This window comes from Methylovorus sp. MP688 (genome assembly GCF_000183115.1).
Lineage (GTDB): Bacteria > Pseudomonadota > Gammaproteobacteria > Burkholderiales > Methylophilaceae > Methylovorus > Methylovorus glucosotrophus.
This window is the reverse complement of the sequence record NC_014733.1, coordinates 2,633,770-2,651,066: the sequence shown is the minus strand read 5'-3', so window position 1 is coordinate 2,651,066 and position 17,297 is coordinate 2,633,770. Positions and strand designations below refer to the sequence as shown.

Genomic DNA, 17,297 nt, shown 5'->3' with positions numbered 1-17,297 from the left:
TAAAGCAATTAAGTCCAGTAGATTCTTACGAACATCTCACTAGGCAAGGCTATCCGCGTGCGGCAGTTCCATTCTGCACGGGCTTGAAATAGCTGCTCATCACAAACTCATAATGCTGCGGCCGAATGTAGAACACCGAATGGTCGCAGCAGTCTTCATTGGATAAATACGAGAGTCGCCGCATGACCAGTAAAGGCATGCCGACGGTGATCTTGAGGCTATCGGCGAGCGGTTTGTCAGCGGCTTGAGCGCTGATGCCAATATCGGCGCGCACTACGCGCAAGCCGGTGAGGGATTCAAGAATCGCGTAGGTGGGTTGCTGCTCGGTTTGCTCCCAGCTGAGGGTTTCCACTTCGACTGGCAAATAGCTTCTGCCCAGGGCAATCGGCTCGCCGTCGACCACATGCAGGCGTTCCAGCAGCAGGCTTCTTTCCATATTGACGCCCAGTGAGTTGCGCACATTGTCAGGCGTGTGGACGATATGGCGCGAGAGGATGCGCATCTCCGGTTTCAAGCCCTGAATGACCAGCGACTCGTGAAAGCTGCGCAGGGTATCGAGCCCATGGCGTAGTTGTTTGCCGGCGACGAAGGTCCCTTTGCCCTGCTTGCGCTCGACTACATTTTCTTCCGTGAGTTTATCCAGCGCCAGTCTGACGGTGACGCGGCTAACGGAAAACCGCTGGCACAAGGCGGCCTCAGAGGGCAGCTTGCCAGAGGGGTCATACACGCCGCGGTTGATCTCCTCATGCAATAGCGATGCTATTTGCAAGTAAAGAGAGGCGGCATTCTCGCGCGCCAAGGTGGAAGATGACGGTTTCAATGTGTTAGTCCCAATTCACTTTGTCGATGATGACGGCAGCATGCAATCCCATTTTCGCTACTGGAGACAGGGGCGGGATAATTACTTATAACAATATAAGTTTTTAATATTTTATTCATCTTGTATTAACTTGTATTATTCGGTTGAATTTTACAGGGTTGATCGTAGATGACAAATCACCACGGCCTCAGCGGGGCCCATTCACAGGCTGTGCAACGCCCTGCGGCAGCCTTGTCCGTCGATAGTATCAATTTTTCTTATCCGAATGGGCATGAGGTTTTTCGCACATTTTCCTTACACGCCAAACCGGGTGAGTTCATTGTGCTGCTGGGGCCTTCCGGTTGTGGCAAAACCACGCTGCTCAATCTGCTTTCCGGCTTTCAGAAACCGGCCTCAGGCACGATCACGATTAACGGTGCGCCAGTGCGTCCGGAAATGCCCGAGCTGGGCTATGTGTTCCAATCCCCGCAGCTCTTTCCCTGGCTGAGTGTGCTGGAAAACGTGCGCTTTGGCCTGCGCATGCAAAACCACCTCAATGCCAAAGAGCAAACGGAAAAAGCGCTGCATTACCTCGCGCTGGTGGGGCTGGATCAGGCTGCCGACAAGCTGCCTTACCAGCTTTCAGGCGGCATGCAGCAGCGCGTGTCGCTCGCCCGTGCGCTGGCGCTTGAGCCTGCCTTGCTGTTGATGGATGAGCCGTTTGCAGCGCTGGATGCGATTACCCGCAATAACCTCAATGAAGAGACCTTGCGTTTGTGGTCCGAGCTGGGCCAAACCGTGGTGTTCATTACCCATGATATCGACGAAGCCATCTTTCTGGCGGACCGGGTAGTGGTGCTGGAAATCGCGCCCGGCGGTATTCATAGCGAGTTGGCGATCGATATTCCGCGTCCGCGCACCAATCTCGACACGCGCAAACTTCCCCGTTTTGTTGAGTACCGCACCGCGCTGATGGAGGAAATCTCAGACGTGGTCCATGCCAATCTGAGTGTTCTTTAACTTCTTTTCCCGATTAGAAAATACCAAAAATGATCAAGAAAACCGTGATTACCAGCCTGCTTACGCTCGCCGTATTATCCCTGTCCACCTTATCGGCCGCCGCGGAGGAAAAACCCCTGCGCATAGGCTGGGTGTATGCCATGGCGAATGCGCCCGCCGTGATTGCCGAGAAAAAGGGCTTTTATGCGGCAGAAGGGCTGAATGTCGACAGCAAGCCCTTTACGGATGGTCCGCTGCTGCAACAAGCGGTGGCAGCCGGGGATCTGGATATTGCGTATGTGGGTTCGCCGCCGGTTTACCATTGGTTCTCGCGCGGTCTCAAGAGCAAAATCCTGGCGCAAGTGAATTACGGCCAGGCGGCCGTCATTGCCAACGCAAAAAGCCCGATCAACAGCGTGGCAGATCTGCGCAATAAAAAGCTGGCTGGTGTGGCCAAGGGCAGTGGCATGGATGTGCTGCTGCGCGGCTATGTGCTGAAAGAAAAGGCCAAGCTGGACCCGGATGAGGATCTCACCATCGTGGCGATGCCGCCCGGCAATATGAACGCCGCGCTGGAGCATGGTGACGTGGATGCGGCGTTCTCATGGGAGCCCTTTGTCAGCCAATCCCTGTTGCGCGGCACCAGCAAGCTCATTCTGGATGTGAATAAAGACCTGCCGCAGTATCCCTGGTACGTGATTATCGGCGTTCCCAAAGTATTGCAAGACCGGCCAGACGACGTGGTGAAATTGCTGCGCGCACACCTCAAGGCGATTGCCTTCCTGCAGTCCCACCCGGACGAATCGAATCAGATCATCGCCGAAGCATTCAAGCTGGAGCCAGTGCAGGGCGCGGATGGCAAGACCGTGAAGCCGGAAGATATTGTGAAAGAGGCGCGCAAGCGCATGGGTTGGTCCTCGCGCCTGGATGCGGCCGATCTGCAGTTTATCCAGCGGCTGATGGATTATTCGTCTTCCCTGGGTTTTATCAGCAAGCCGCTCAAGGTTGAGCAGGTGGTCGAGACTTCGTACCTGCAAAAAGCCGAGCAATCGCTGCGGTAATTGATGATGCGTCTTTTGGAAAAATTCAACTGGGGCTGGGCTTCCCTGCCTTTTCTGCTGCTGTGCTGGGTGCTGGTGGCGAGCCGGTTTCCTTCCTACATTCTGCCCCAGCCGTGGGAGGTGATGGCCGAAGCGCAGCGATGGATTGCCGATGGCAGCCTGCTCAAGCATTTAAAGGCCAGCCTGCTGGAAGAAGCCGGTGGCTTTGCCCTGGCAACGCTGGTCGCATTGCTGCTGGGTACCACGGCCGGGTTATTCCGCCGCTTCCGTGACTTTATCTCGCCGCTCAATAGCTTGTTTATGGCGATCCCTCCCGTGGCGTGGGCGCCGTTGACCATGATCATTTTTGGTCTGGGCTATTGGTCGATTGTCATGGTGATCTTCATTGCGGCGGTGTTTCCCATGGCGATCACCATGCAGGAAGGCATACAAAGCATACGCAATGGCGAGGTGCGCGCTGCCCGCACGCTGGGAGCGACACCGCTGCAAATGATCGTGCATGTTTACATGCCGGCCTCCCTGCCCTTTTTCACTGCGGCGCTGCGTATCGGCTTCAGCCAGGCATGGCGCGCCCTGGTGGCGGCAGAAATGATAGGCGCTTCCAAAGGCATAGGCTGGATGGTGTCCATGGGCGGGCAAGTTGGCAATACCAATCAGGTGTTGCTGGGCATCGTCATTATCGGCCTCATCGCCTGGCTGATGGAAAGCCTGGTATTCAAACGGTTAGAAAAGCACTACCAAACCTGGCGTGCGCATTAAAGGATTATCGTGAACACTTTTGACCCAAAAACTGAAGCTGGTGAATACATAGCCCCGCAAGGGCTGTATGAGCGCAACAAAAGCAAGCCTTTCCTGGGCAGCCTCACGTGCAACCGGCGCGAGATCGTGGCGGGGGAATGGACGGAACTGCAGCTGACCTATGAGGTGGGTGGCTCTGGCCTGGCCGATGGCGCCTGGCTCAAGCTGGCATTCAAGTTTTATTCTGACTGGGCTTTGTTCCAGACCAGCGACCCCACGGCCGCCAACTATATTTCCGCGGAATATCACGCGGGTGAGCTGGTGCCAGGACAAAGCCCGGCCACGGTGCAGGCACTCAAGGTCCGCTTTGACCAGAAAGGGCATGAGCGGCCTTTTCAGAAAACGGTGATTGTGGATATTGTCGATGGCTATCTGAATCCGGGCGATCGCATCGTCATCCGCTTGGGCGACCGTCGGCAGGGTGGCGCAGGAACGCGCGTGCAAAGTTTTGTGGAGAAGGATTTCCAGTTCCGGCTCTTTATTGATCCACTCGGCAGTTCCAAGTTTGCCGAAGTCCCCGGCGATGTGCTGCTGGATATTATCCCCGGCGAACCCACGGGGCTGCATGTTGTAGCGCCGCGCTTGGTGAATCGCGATGAGCCTTTCGACATCATCGTGCGGGCGGATGATCTGTGGGGCAATACCTGCCGTCAGCTGCCGCTAACCGGGCAAGTGGAATTACTGGGGCCGGGCAATGAAACCCGCCAGTTGCCATTTACCCTGGCTGAGCAAGGCTGGGCGGTGGTGCGTCTTGGCAGCATCCAGCTGGGGACGCCGGGCGAATGGAAAATACAAGCCAGGGTGGATGACGCCAGGGTGGCAGCTGGCAATGCTTACGTGAATATATCCAGCCGTGCTGGCACATTGCGCCCGCTATATGCCGATCTGCATGTGCATTCGGATGATACGGTGGGCACTAACGATACCCTCTACAACCTGAGCTATGGGCGCGATATTGCCGGGCTCGATGTGCTGGGCTATACCGCCAATGATTTCAATATTACCGAGCAGCGCTGGGATAAAGCGGTGGCGCTTATCCATAGCCTGAATGAGCCGGGGCGCTTTGTGTGCTACCCGGGTACCGAGTGGTGCGGCAACTCCTGCGCGGGGGGCGATCGTAATATCGTGTTCCTGCGTGATAGCAAACCGCTGTTCCCGTTTGATGATCAGGGCCGCATGGTGCGCTCCTTCGAGTGGAACGAATTTACCCACGGCACACTGAAGCCCGGCGCCTGGCCGGTGGATGATCTATATGCGGCCTATGCGCACGACCCTGAAGGCCATCTGATGATGCCGCATGTGGGCGGACGCCGGTGCAACCTGGACTGGCACCACCCCGAACTGGAGCGCCTGATCGAAGTCAGCTCGGCCTGGGGGCAATTCCACTGGGTATACGCCGAAGCCTTGCAACGTGGCTATCGCGTAGGCGCGGCAGCCAATAGCGATGAACACCAGGGCCGTTGTGGCGGCGGCGTGCCAGCCACCGCGGTGTTTGGATCGCGTGGCGGATTAACCGGCGTGCTGGCCGAAACATTTGACCGCGAAGGCGTCGCCAAAGCCTTGCGCGCACGGCACACCTTCGCCACCACCGGTGAGCGCAGCTTTGCCAGCTTGCGCCAGGGCGAATATCTGATGGGCGATGCTTACCAAACCAATGCCTCTGTTCCGCTGGAGTATCAACTGCTGGGCGATGGCGGCTGGGAAGAGGTCAGCCTGTATGACGGCGACCAGTGCATCTGGACGCGTAACCTGCATGAGGAAATCGGCCTGGCGAACAGCCGCATCCGTATCAAACTCGGTGGCGCCAGAATCAAGGACCGCTATCGCGGTGCCTACTGGACCGGGGAAATCAGGATCAGCGGCGCCGTGATTCAGGATTTTACCGCCTATGGACTGGATCACCCCGAGCAAGCCTGCTGGCGCGAAAACGCCACCACCATCGGCTTTCGCACCGACACCAATGGCGACAGCGATACCATCGAGATTCAGCTCTCCCAGCTGAGTGGCTGCCACATCAGCTTCTCTTCGCGCATCGACAGCTACATCAAAGTCGGCGACCCGCTGCAGCCGCAAGCCTATGTGCATGCGCCAGAAGTGGCTATTGAACTGAATGGTGATGACTTGCTGTCTAGATCAGCCCTTGTAAAGCAATTGCCAGGGGCTGAGTTGAACGTGGTGATCGAACGCGTTACGGATAAGCCCCTGCCACGCGAGTTGTCAGGAAAGATTGAGCTCGACGCCTTGAAACTGGACCCCAGTCGCGAACATCCGCTGTTTATTACGGCAAGACAGCGCGATCAGTCACGCGTATGGACGTCGGCCTTGTTTGTGCGGTTTTGATCCCACCGTTATCAGGGATGCGCAATGGCAATAAGCCGGGTAGCGGTTTCAGCATAAAGAGCGCTTGGCGCCGAGTGGTGTGTTGATCATCATCCGACTGAAATAAGCAGTCGGATGATCCAGGCTTCGCTTTATTTACTGCGCTCAGGTACGGCCGGGTCCCGGCGTGTGGGCACTGGCGCGTGATTAGCACGAGGCAGATTGATTAAAGAGCTGCTGACCACTTCAACAATAAAGGCGCGCATGGTGGGGTTCCAGATGTCATTGTGTCCCGCCATTACCCCCGCCGATGTGCGGATATTCAGGATGGGGGTGCCGACCGGGACTTTGCCTTCCTCATAGCTGCCTTTGGGTAGAAACGGCTTGCCATCAATATTGGTGCAGTCGTTGGGGTTGTCGCATCGTGTCAGCAATATCGGTTTTGCCACCAGATCGTCCGGCAGGCCCTGCTTGATTTGCATTTTTCGGATTTCATCAAAGCAATATTTATTGGCCGGCAAACCCACATTCACGGCATTTCTATCAATGGGTTCCGCGGCGGCTTGGTCCTTGCATTCCTGGCCAGCCTTGAGCGTGACCAGGCTATGCGTAATAAAAGGCACGTAATGCCCGACTGCGGTTGTATTCAGGGCGCGCTCTTCTGCCGAGTGATAATCCCAGAATAAGGTGGAGAGCGTACGGCCGGCTTTGAAAAAATGACGTGTTGGCGTATCGGCCTCAGAGGTCACTATCATCAGCATCGGGCGCGTGCTTTGCTGATATTCTTCTTTCGACCATGCAATATCGAGCAGGGGCTTTAACTTCATGGCTTCAAATGCAGGATTAATCAATACCACCATATCGCCTATCGGATGTAATGGCTGATCTGAGGAGAGCTTTTCAACAAAGTGATGATGCAGGGTCGAATAGGTAACAGCTCCACCAAAACTGTGCCCGATAATCACAAGTCGCGATTTGCCTGCGCGGCTGGGGGCATATCGAAACTCATCTAGCTTAACGAATAATTCCTGCAATCCGCCATCGCCCACGGCATGCGCTACATTCTTTCTGTCCCAGAAGGTGACATTGTTCAGGTATTCCACGTTGATCGACTCGCCCCGCCAACCCACATAAATCCCGACCACTGGTCTGGCCTTGCTTCCGTAGACTTTTTTCTCCAGTGTCGCGATTTCAGACAAGGTGTCATTTGCAAAAGACAGCAGATTGCCATCCTGCTTACCCGCGTTGTGATGCCAGCCATGCGTGAAGACCACGATGAGGGGCGGTCCTTCTTCCGCATCCTTGAGCGCAAGTTGCGCCATTAAGTCTTCTAATTGTCGACGATTGAAAAGGTTGCCATATTCGTCAAACTCCACCACGCCCAGATAGTAATTGCTATCGGCGGGTGAAATTGTCTGGGCATCGGTGTGCGGCGTGGTGGGTTTGGGGAATCCTTCATCCCCTGGCTTTAAAAGCTTGTGGCTGACCTGGCTGGGGCAACTCACGCCATTGGCAGCATAGTTTTCTTTCTGATCACACTTCACCGTCCAATAAGGGTCCGCGGGCGCGCAAGCTGTCAATATCAGTATATAAGCCACAACAAATACTGTTTTCAGATAACGCATATTTCCCCCTTGAACTATCACATGCTGATGTTTTCAGTTGAAAAAAGCCAATGGACGGTTTACCTGTTTAATGCAATTAAGAGGGGAAATTAATCTCATATTTCCCAGCCCTATTTCGTCACGATGGATGTGGCAAAGACGTGTATGTAGTTTAAATCGTTAGCGTTGTTTTCTGCAGCTCATTGGTAAAAATTCCTCCGAAATATCCTCACTGATACATCGCCAGGCTATCGTGTCCCCTTCCATGGAAGGCAATAGAGCAAAAGATTTACCGGAGATGGGAGCCTGCGCCATCCTCACGATGAGCGCTCCATTCTTCTGGTCTACTCGTATCTCACTGACTTCTGCAGGTAATGTCCCGGAGAAACCTGCTTCATAAATGGTGAGAGGCAAGGCCTTATGCTGGGCGTAGTAGGTTGCCACCGACTCTGCAGCTTCTATGCCCGATTGATAGGCGTGTGCGGTTTTGGCCCGCGTTATGTAATTCTGGTACGCCGGGATGGCAATCGCCGCCAGAATGCCTATGAACGCAACAAAGAACAGCATGATGAAAATCCATAAAATTGCGCCGCTTGTGCCCCCCCTACCTGTTAGCTCTCCTAGCTGACGCTGAGGGTCTGGTGTGGAAGCTTTTACTTTTTCGATCAGTTTTTTGCAATGCTCATAATAAAGTGCGTCGCCATACATGCCAGGAAGGATGAGCATGCCAAAGACATAAATCAGGTAGCTCAAGGTAGCAATGGCCGTGATGATGAGTGAGTTCTTGCCGAAAGCGGCCAAAATGCTGATTGGAACGCCGATGAGATATGGGGACACAAAGTAGATCAGGGCATTCCTCCACATCTTGCGATACAGACTCCAATAGAAGGTAATGAGGAATGCGGGCCAATGCCAACTGGCGCTAGTTTTGCCCATGGAGTCAAACTTATGAAATTTTTTCAGGTAGTAATCGGTATTCTTGGAGCCGATAACTGCGGTGTAGTATTCCTCAATGCTTGGCTCAGAAGACGAGGTTTGAGAGGAGTTGACTGCTGGCAACATATGACCGCATTTCGGGCAGAATACTGCTGAGATATCATTCAAAGTGCCGCAGGCAGGACAGTACATTTTAATTTCCCCTTTGTTTAAAGTCTTACGTTGGTTTTTATGATGGTTTTTGTGGCGTACGCGAGCAGAGTTATTTTCTTTCGTCACCTTCTAACATTTTTAGCAGTGTAGCTAAATGTTGATCGAGTTGCTTCAGCGAGCTCGGTGGCAAGCTCGATAATATGGCTTTCTCTGTGGCGATATGCGCTTCGACGGCTTTATCAATGATATTGATTCCCTGAGAGGTAAGCTTGACCAGTGTGCTGCGTGCGTCCTGAGTACTCTTTACTCGCTCTATTAATCCGTTCTCTTCCAATCGTTGCAATCTATTGGTCATGGTGCCTGATGTCACCATCAATGATGAATAAAGTGCCGTGGGTGCCAAGCAATAAGGCTTGCCTGAACGCCTCAAGGTGGCAAGTACATCAAATTCCCAGCTTGTCATCCCAAATTGTGTAAACGTCTGATCCAGCTTGCGGCGAATCAAAGCTTCACATCGTGCAAGGCGTCCGATAGGGCCCATCGGACTGGGGTCTAAATCAGGACGCTCGCGGCGCCATTGCGCAAGAATCTCATCGACAGCATCTGGTTTGGACATTTGTTACCTCACATTTTATCTTGACATCGAGATAAATTCTACTCAGACTGATTATATCTCGATATCGAGATAAATTCAGAATACAGAATGGGTGCATGATGAATACAAATCGAATTGCGTTAGTCGCGGCTATCCTTTTAATCGCTATTAATTTACGTCCTGCCATGGCTTCTCTCGGCCCATTGCTGGATTTGATTGAGCATTCATCCGGCCTAAGTTCAGCTAGCGCGGGGCTGTTGACCACGTTGCCCGTTTTTTTGATGGGGGTGGGAGCTCTATTAGGCCGACCTCTCCGCCAGTTTTTGGGCGAAGTGAATGGTGTTACGACAGGAATGTTTTTGGTGGCATTGGCTTGCGGCAGTCGAGTGCTCCATCATTCTGCTGATGGCTTGTTAGTGAGTGCGGTTTTGGTCGGTGTGGGGATTGCCTTGATTCAAGCCCTCTTGCCAAGCTTCATCAAAAAAACCTCCGGGGCCAGATCAAGCAATATGATGGCCCTCTACAGCACGGGTATCATGAGTGGAGCTGCCATTGCAGCTGCCGTTACCCCTAGAGTCAGTGTCCAATTCGGATGGGAAGCAGCATTGGGGATCTGGGTTCTGCCAGCGCTACTCGCCTTGCTTATCTGGTGGTTCTTCATCAGTGAAAAATCCGGCTCGAACAGAGAGCAAAAAAAGATTTCCAGGTATTCATTTTGGCGTAACTCAAGAGCCTGGACGCTCATGCTGTTTTTTGGGGTCAATACGGGGGCCTATACCCTTATCCTCGCGTGGCTGCCGCCTTTTTATGTAGAGCTTGGACAGGATCGCAAAATGGCGGGCGATCTACTCGCTGGATTGACCATGACAGAAGTCCTTTCCGGTCTTGCAATCTCTGCATTAGTGGGAAAATTCCATGATCGCCGTCCACTTCTTATTGCGGCCTTGTTTTTTACACTCGCCGGCTTAGTTGTATTACATGAGTACCCTCTCCAGATGGCTTTGCTGGCGACGATCTTGTTGGGATTGGGTATAGGTGCGCTATTTCCATTGTCCTTAATATTGGCCATGGACCATATTGATAGCCCAGAAATGGCTGCTGATTTGGCGGCGTTTATGCAAGGAGGGGGCTATATTATTGCCAGTTTCATGCCATTTCTGGCCGGTTGGGTACGAGAGGAGTTTGCCAGCCTATCTTATGCGTGGGAGGGAATGTTCATCGCAACATTCATGATGGGATTCTTGGCCCTTCGCTTTTCACCATCAAGTTATCAAAAAGTATTGATACGTCCTTGAACTCAAAAAAGCCCGCAATCGCGGGCTTTTCACATCACATTAACCGCACTTGCTATCCCCGCAATTGAGGCAGGTCAGGCAACCATCCATGACGATGGCGGCTTTGGTGTTGCATTTGTTGCAGAGCTGCGCGCCAGGTGGAAAGCCCTCTTCGTTCTTTGGCTCGTTAGCGTGTTTTTCGAGGTATTCGGCTTTCTTTTCCTCGATCAGTTTTTTCTGGTGTTCGTCCAGGCCGGGTTTTTTCAGCATGCCGATCTGGTAGAAGTGTTGCTCCAGCACTTCGCCGATTTCAGCCACCAGGCTGGGGATGAATTTGCCGCCTTTTTTGAAGTAGCCGCCGCTGGGTTCAAACACGCTGCGTAGCTCTTCGACCAGGAAAGTCACGTCGCCGCCCTTGCGGAACACGGCGGACATCACGCGGGTGAGGGCGACGATCCACTGGAAGTGCTCCATGTTTTTGGAGTTGATGAAGACTTCGAATGGGCGGCGGTGTTCCTGTGGGGTGCCTTCGTTCATGATCACGTCGTTAATCGTGATGTAGAGCGCGTGCTCGGTGACCGGGGTCTTGATCTTGTAGGTGTTGCCTACCAGCATTTCCGGACGGCTGAGCGGCTCGCCGAGTTGCACGATCTGGGCCATTTTCTGGGCTGCTTGCTGCTCATGCGCTTCTTGCTGAGCGGCGGCTGCGGCTTCCTTGGCCTTGTCTTCTTCGGTGACTACGCTGTAGCCGGTGATCTTTTTTTCTATTTTGATAGCCATATTGTTCTCCTGTCAGTCGGGCAGGGATCGATATCCCGTGCCCATACCGTAGCGCTTCACGCGCTACGATTAAAACTTGCCGTAGTAACCCTCTTTCAGCGCGTCATACAGATTGGCTGCTGAGTGGATTTCACCGTCGTATTCGATTTCTTCATTGCCTTTGACTTCGACTACCGAGCCGTCATCCAGCGTGAATTTGTACGTGGTGTTTTCGAGGTCTTTTTCGGTGACCAGCACGCCCTGGAAGGCTTCCGGGTTGAAGCGGAAGGTGGTGCAGCCCTTCAGGCCTTTTTCGTAGGCGTAGAGGTAGATGTCCTTGAAATCGCCAAAGTCGTAGTCCGTGGGGACGTTGATGGTTTTGGAGATGGAGCTGTCGATCCACTTCTGTGCGGCGGCCTGGATGTCCACGTGTGCCTTGGCACTGATGGTGGAGGAGTCCATGAAGTATTCCGGCAACTGCTCTTCGGGTTTATCCGAGAAAGGCATGGCGCTGGCATTGATAAGCTCGCGGTAAGCCAGCAGCTCGTACGAGAATACGTCGACCTTTTCCTTGGACTTCTTGCCTTCGCGGATCACGTTGCGAGCATAGTGGTGAGCGAAGGATGGCTCAATGCCGTTACTGGCGTTGTTGGCCAGACTGAGCGAGATGGTGCCGGTTGGCGCAATCGAGCTGTGGTGCGTAAAGCGCACGCCATTCTTGGCGATCTGCTTGCGCAGCTTGTCGGGGAACTGCTGCATGTAGCGGCTGTAAAGGCCCATCAATACCTTGCCTTTGACCTTGTCGCCCAGCTTGATGCCGTCCTTGACCATTTCCGGACGTTTTGCCAGCAGGTCAGCAGTCACCACGAACTCTTCGTCCATGATCGGTGCCGGGCCTTTTTCTTCGGCCAGTTCCACACCGACTTGCCAGCCCACTTCGGCCATGATCTTGGTCACTTCTTCGGTGAAGGTGAGCGATGCGTCATCGCCGTATTTCATTTTCAGCATGGTCAGGGTAGAGCCCAGGCCCAGATAGCCCATGCCATGACGGCGCTTGCGCATGATTTCCGCTTGCTGTTGTGGCAGTGGCAGGCCGTTGACTTCCACCACGTTGTCCAGCATGCGGGTGAATGTGGCGACCACTTCACGATACTCTTCCCAGTCAAACCAGGCTTTGTCGGTGAAAGGCTCACGCACGAACTTGGTCAGGTTGACCGAGCCCAGCAGGCAGGCGCCGTAAGGTGGCAGTGGTTGCTCACCGCAGGGGTTGGTTGCGCGAATGTTTTCGCAGAACCAGTTGTTGTTCATTTCATTGACGCGGTCGATCAGGATAAACCCTGGCTCGGCGAAGTCGTAAGTGGAGGACATGATCACATCCCACAGACGTTGCGCCTTGATGGTCTTGTACACGCGGCAAGCGACTTTGCCGTCAGATTCGCGGGTCAGGTACTTGTTCTTGACGGGCCATTCGCGCCATACCACCTGGGTAGGATCTTCCAGATTCAGGCTGTCCTGATTGGCTTCTTTTTCGGTGACAGGAAATGCGAGCTTCCACTCGGCATCCGCCTTTACCGCTTCCATGAATTCCTTGGTGATCAGGGTCGACAGATTGAACTGGCGCAGGCGACCAGCTTCGCGCTTGGCCTTGATGAAATCGGTGACATCCGGATGCGAAATATCAAAGGTCGCCATTTGCGCGCCACGGCGTCCGCCAGCGCTGGAAACGGTGAAGCACATCTTGTCGTAGATATCCATGAACGACAGCGGGCCGCTGGTGTAAGCGCCAGCACCGGCCACGAATGCGCCCTTGGGGCGCAGCGTGGAGAATTCATAGCCAATGCCGCAACCAGCCTTCAGGGTCAGGCCAGCTTCGTGCACTTTTTCCAGAATGCCATCCATGCTGTCTTCAATAATGCCGGACACGGTGCAGTTGATGGTACTGGTCGCGGGCTTGTGCTCTTGCGCACCAGCGTTAGAGGTAATACGGCCGGCGGGGATGGCACCGCGACGCAGTGCCCAAAGAAAACGCTCATACCAGAAGCTGCGCTTGGCATCGGTTTCTTCAGCATCTGCCAATGCACGGGCAACACGCTTGTAGGTGTCATCCATGTCCGCATCGATATGATCGCCTTGCTTGGTCTTCAGGCGATATTTCTTGTCCCAGATGTCGAGTGAAACCGGTTGCATGGGGACTTCTTGCGTGGCGTTGTCTGAAGCTTTCACAGCTTTTAGCATGGGGATCCTTCCTTGTGGCGATGCTTGATGGGTTAATCAAGCTGGTTATTTTAGGCCTGGCCTTCTAGGTCTGATTTAAGGCAAGACCACAATATATTGTGCTTTTGTGCAAAATTATGTCATTTCCTTGTGATGGTCAAGCAGATTTTTCGGTGCATCCGCGCCATTTCAGTGCCTGCTTTTGTGCATCAAATGACAAGACGCCAGCGGGCAGGCGTTAGCGTAAAGGTGAGCCCTTGCTAACGAGCGGAAAAATAAATTTTTGCTCGTGATATTGACCTTTTCAGGCATTGCTGCATGCCCGTTTCAGCGCTGTTCCCCTGTCATGAGGCGTCGCATGTGATCCAGGATGAAATGCAGGATGGATATGTGCGAAAATAGCCTTATGCCTCGTTTCCTCTATACCCTATTGCTGTATGGCTTGTTGCCATTTGCCCCCATCAAGCTGTTATGGCGTGGCTTGCGGCGCCAGCCAGAGTATCTGCACCATTGGGGCGAGCGCTTCGGCTTTTATCGTGGCGTGCCGGCGCAACCCGTGATCTGGCTGCACTGCGTATCGGTGGGCGAGACCCGTGCTGCTGCGCCACTGGTGCTGGCCTTGCAGGCGCGCTATCCACGTCACCGCATCCTGTTCACCCATACGACCCCTACCGGCCGCGTCACCAGCGAGCAGCTGTTTGGCGACAAGGTAGACCGCGTTTACCTGCCTTACGATACGCCGGGGGCGGTTGCCCGTTTCCTGCGCCATTTCAAGCCCGAGATAGGCTTGATCCTGGAAACCGAGTTGTGGTTCAACCTCATTGCAGCCTGCCATGCACGCCAGATTCCGCTGTTGCTGGTCAATGCCCGCATGTCGGCTAAATCCGCCCATGGCTATGGCAAGGTGGCCAGGCTCACCGAGCAAGGCCTGGCACGCCTGAGTGCCATTGCTGCCCAGACCGAGCAGGACAAGCAGCGTCTGCAATCGCTAGGCGCGAAAAACGTCAGCATATGCGGCAATCTCAAGTTTGATGTAGAACCCCCTGCTGATGCAGATGCGCTGGGAACCGCGCTGCGCGAGCGGCTGGGCGAACTGGTCGGGCGCAATCGTCCGGTGTTTCTGGCGGCCAGCACGCGCGAAGGCGAAGAAGAGCAGATTCTGGATGCCATACGCGCGGCCGATGTGCCGCAGCTGTTGACCATACTGGTGCCTCGCCATCCGCAACGGTTTGCGGAAGTTGCGCAGTTGCTGAAAAAACGCGGGTTTTCCTACCTGCAGCGCTCGCGGCTGGCGCATGTCACCGCAGAAGAGGCCGCAGCCCTGAATGTTGAAGTGATCCTCGGCGACAGCATGGGGGAAATGTTTACCTACTATGCGGCTTGCGATCTGGCGTTTATCGGTGGCAGTTTGCTGCCCTACGGTGGGCAGAATCTGATTGAGGCCTGCGCCATGGGCAAGCCCGTGCTGGTCGGGCCACATACCTTTAATTTTGAAGCCGCCGCCGAGTTTGCGATTGCGGATCGTGCCGCCTGGCGCGTGCGCGACTCCGGAGAACTGGCCAAGGCCATGCAGCGCTTGCTGGGCGATGCTGAGGCCAGGCAGGCCATGGGGTGGGCGGCGATTGAGTTCAGCCGCAGTGCCGGCGGGGCCGTGCACAAAGTGTGTGAGCTGGTGGCGCGCTACATTGCACCGCAAACCCATTAGTTAATCCGGATGACGTAACCCGGCTGCTGTTCAGTTTCACCACTACCGATCAAGGTAGATTCAAATCCAACCATCCGCTTTCTCCGGCGACCTGTGGGCTCCCATCCAAACTTGGTTCTATCCCTACCTGGGTTCCATGCCTGGCCTCATGCTCACTCCACAGTGAGTGATTTCACCAGCACCAGTTCGCATGCACCATTGCCGGTATCGGTGCGGGTTAGCGAGCTGCGCCAGGTCCAGCCATCGGCGCCTTTGGCTTCAATCAGCTGGCCCTGAATACTCACGCGCTGCCCCACTCGTATGGATTTCAGTTGCTGGGCAATGGTGTCGTCGGCAGGCACCATATGCATGTTCGCGCTATGGCTTTGGATTTCTTCGCGCGGGATGGGAAACTGCTCAACGCGCCAGAAATAGAAGCGACCGCTCTGGCTGATGCTGATCTGGGATAACACCGTCTCATCCGACATGCGGCCCCAGCCAAGCGCCAGATCTACGGGTGCCAGTTGCGCGGCACGGTCCAGCTGGTAACGCTGGGTGGAGAGTACGCGGGCTTGCAGGCTGAAGTCTGCCAATGGGGTAATGGTGTAGTTGTTAAGCAAAAAGGAGCTTGGGTGAGAGATGCTCTGCTGCTGCGGACTGTCGGCAGCGATGACGCCCGGCCCATGCTGCTCGGCACGTTGCTGCCAGTGGTGATAGGCGCCCCAGGCGATCAGCAGGATAAACGCAAGACGTCGCCAGGAAAGGCCTGCAAACGACATGGTCAGTTAACGGATCAGCTTGCTGATCTGCTTGAAGGCATCGCTGCCCGCGGCGCCCAGCCATTCAAAGACGATAGACTCGGTATTGCTGACGATGACGCCAGCTTGCATCAGCCGCTGCAAGGCATTCTCCCTGTGGGCACTGCGGCGGGAGAGAACTGCATCGGCCGCGATGATCACCTGATGCCCATGGGCTTGCAGGTCAAGCGCGGTTTGCAATACGCAGATATGCGCTTCCATGCCGGTGAGTATGACTTGCGGCCTGTCGGTCGTCAGATGCTGACGGAAGCCCGATGCCTGCCAGCATGAAAATACAGTTTTCTCGATGCGGGGGACATTGCCCAGCCATGGCTGCAAGGCATCGACTGTGGGCCCCAGGCCTTGCGGATATTGCTCGGTATAAAGCGGTGGAACATCCAGCAGCGCAGCTGCCTGCAGCAATATGCCAATGTTGCGAACCACCGTTACTGCTTCGTCGGCAGGCATGGCGGCGCAAAGCTTTTGCTGCACATCAATCACTACCACTTGGCTCAAGTGGCGCTGGGCAAGGTGGGGTGGCTTGGTCATGGGGTTCATGATCTACCCTGTGCGCGCTACTGGCACGCTACCCGCATGAGCACTTGATACTCATAAACGCGCATGCAGGAGCTTAGAATTCGAAGCGAGCTGGATGAGGCGCGTTTTGCAGAGGAGGCACCGAGGTTTCAAATAGCACATCGTGACGGAAACTGTCGGCGCTGACGCGACGTATCATGGTGGCTTCCATGGCAGGGCCTTCGCCTACCACGGCAAACAGGCGACCGTTGATGGCAAGTTGCTGTTCGGCAATCACGGGCAGCAAAGGTAGCGAGCCGGTGAACACGATGACATCATACGGTGCGCCATTGGCCCAGCCCTGGCTGCCATCGGCAATTTCCAGGTTCACATTGTGTATGCCGTGCTGTTGCAGTTTGCGTTGGGCGGCAACGCTGAGGTCAGCATGAATTTCCAGGCTGACCACTTCCTTGGCGAGTGTTGCCAGCAGGGCGGTCAGGTAGCCACTGCCGGTGCCGATTTCGAGCACGCGGTCAGTTTTGCTGATTTCCAGCGCCTGCACGATGCGGCCTTCCATCTTGGGTGAAAGCATTTGCTGACCAGCGCCGATGGGAATTTCCAGATCAGCAAACGCCAGACCACGATATTGTTCCGGCACAAAATCCTCGCGCGGCACCTGACTTAACAGGTCCAGTACGCGGGCGTCCAGCACTTCCCATGTGCGGATCTGCTGCTCAATCATGTTAAAACGTGCTTGTTCTACATCCTTATGCATCATCTTGCTTCCGT

Annotated in this window: 15 protein-coding genes; 6 read left to right on the top strand and 9 right to left on the bottom strand. The window is 54.7% G+C overall.

The window, feature by feature from the left end:
* Positions 1-49: 49 nt before the first annotated feature.
* Positions 50-820, bottom strand: coding sequence for a GntR family transcriptional regulator (locus MPQ_RS12585; protein ID WP_041362433.1), 771 nt, complete (start codon positions 818-820; stop codon positions 50-52).
* Positions 821-988: 168 nt separating this feature from the next.
* Between MPQ_RS12585 and MPQ_RS12580 the strand changes: the two genes are divergently transcribed.
* Genes MPQ_RS12580 through MPQ_RS12565 form a run of 4 tightly spaced genes read left to right on the top strand, consistent with a single transcriptional unit; the run spans position 989 to position 5,997 of the window.
* Positions 989-1,819 (top strand): ABC transporter ATP-binding protein, encoded by an 831-nt coding sequence (locus tag MPQ_RS12580; RefSeq protein ID WP_013443342.1) that lies wholly within the window; start codon positions 989-991, stop codon positions 1,817-1,819.
* Between the two features lie 29 nt (positions 1,820-1,848).
* Positions 1,849-2,859 (top strand): ABC transporter substrate-binding protein, encoded by a 1,011-nt coding sequence (locus tag MPQ_RS12575; protein ID WP_013443341.1) that lies wholly within the window; start codon positions 1,849-1,851, stop codon positions 2,857-2,859.
* 3 nt (positions 2,860-2,862) lie between these two features.
* Complete coding sequence (locus MPQ_RS12570) at positions 2,863-3,618, top strand: ABC transporter permease (protein WP_013443340.1); 756 nt, start codon at positions 2,863-2,865, stop codon at positions 3,616-3,618.
* A gap of 9 nt (positions 3,619-3,627) precedes the next feature.
* On the top strand, positions 3,628-5,997 hold the full coding sequence (locus MPQ_RS12565; RefSeq protein ID WP_013443339.1) for a hypothetical protein: 2,370 nt from the start codon (positions 3,628-3,630) through the stop codon (positions 5,995-5,997).
* A gap of 131 nt (positions 5,998-6,128) precedes the next feature.
* On the opposite strand, the gene MPQ_RS13590 is transcribed toward MPQ_RS12565, so the two are convergent.
* The 3 genes from MPQ_RS13590 to MPQ_RS12550 all read right to left on the bottom strand — a co-directional run bounded on the left by MPQ_RS13590 (position 6,129) and on the right by MPQ_RS12550 (position 9,285).
* Complete coding sequence (locus MPQ_RS13590; protein ID WP_013443338.1) at positions 6,129-7,601, bottom strand: hypothetical protein; 1,473 nt, start codon at positions 7,599-7,601, stop codon at positions 6,129-6,131.
* A gap of 159 nt (positions 7,602-7,760) precedes the next feature.
* A complete protein-coding gene (locus MPQ_RS12555; RefSeq protein ID WP_148225299.1) occupies positions 7,761-8,795 on the bottom strand; it encodes a DUF2628 domain-containing protein in 1,035 nt (344 codons plus the stop codon).
* Positions 8,779-9,285, bottom strand: coding sequence for a MarR family winged helix-turn-helix transcriptional regulator (locus tag MPQ_RS12550; protein ID WP_041362430.1), 507 nt, complete (start codon positions 9,283-9,285; stop codon positions 8,779-8,781). The genes MPQ_RS12555 and MPQ_RS12550 overlap by 17 nt, the downstream gene beginning before the upstream one ends.
* Before the next feature lie 95 nt (positions 9,286-9,380).
* On the opposite strand from MPQ_RS12550, the gene MPQ_RS12545 reads away from it, so the two are divergent.
* On the top strand, positions 9,381-10,559 hold the full coding sequence (locus MPQ_RS12545) for an MFS transporter (RefSeq protein ID WP_238525313.1): 1,179 nt from the start codon (positions 9,381-9,383) through the stop codon (positions 10,557-10,559).
* Positions 10,560-10,598: 39 nt separating this feature from the next.
* Here the strand turns inward: MPQ_RS12545 and MPQ_RS12540 are convergent, their stop codons facing one another.
* Both MPQ_RS12540 and MPQ_RS12535 read right to left on the bottom strand, forming a co-directional pair.
* Positions 10,599-11,318, bottom strand: coding sequence for a hypothetical protein (locus MPQ_RS12540; RefSeq protein WP_013443335.1), 720 nt, complete (start codon positions 11,316-11,318; stop codon positions 10,599-10,601).
* A gap of 69 nt (positions 11,319-11,387) precedes the next feature.
* Positions 11,388-13,532 (bottom strand): adenosylcobalamin-dependent ribonucleoside-diphosphate reductase, encoded by a 2,145-nt coding sequence (locus MPQ_RS12535; protein ID WP_013443334.1) that lies wholly within the window; start codon positions 13,530-13,532, stop codon positions 11,388-11,390.
* Positions 13,533-13,917: 385 nt separating this feature from the next.
* On the opposite strand from MPQ_RS12535, the gene waaA reads away from it, so the two are divergent.
* Positions 13,918-15,216, top strand: coding sequence for a lipid IV(A) 3-deoxy-D-manno-octulosonic acid transferase (gene waaA, locus MPQ_RS12530; protein ID WP_041362910.1), 1,299 nt, complete (start codon positions 13,918-13,920; stop codon positions 15,214-15,216).
* Between the two features lie 152 nt (positions 15,217-15,368).
* Here the strand turns inward: waaA and MPQ_RS12525 are convergent, their stop codons facing one another.
* From MPQ_RS12525 to MPQ_RS12515, 3 genes are all read right to left on the bottom strand, one after another.
* Positions 15,369-15,974: a hypothetical protein gene (locus MPQ_RS12525; protein WP_013443332.1), complete on the bottom strand. Its 606-nt coding sequence runs from the start codon at positions 15,972-15,974 to the stop codon at positions 15,369-15,371.
* Between the two features lie 6 nt (positions 15,975-15,980).
* Positions 15,981-16,550 (bottom strand): isochorismatase family protein, encoded by a 570-nt coding sequence (locus MPQ_RS12520; RefSeq protein WP_013443331.1) that lies wholly within the window; start codon positions 16,548-16,550, stop codon positions 15,981-15,983.
* A 73-nt stretch (positions 16,551-16,623) separates the two neighbouring features.
* Positions 16,624-17,286: a protein-L-isoaspartate O-methyltransferase gene (locus tag MPQ_RS12515; RefSeq protein WP_013443330.1), complete on the bottom strand. Its 663-nt coding sequence runs from the start codon at positions 17,284-17,286 to the stop codon at positions 16,624-16,626.
* Positions 17,287-17,297: the final 11 nt, after the last annotated feature.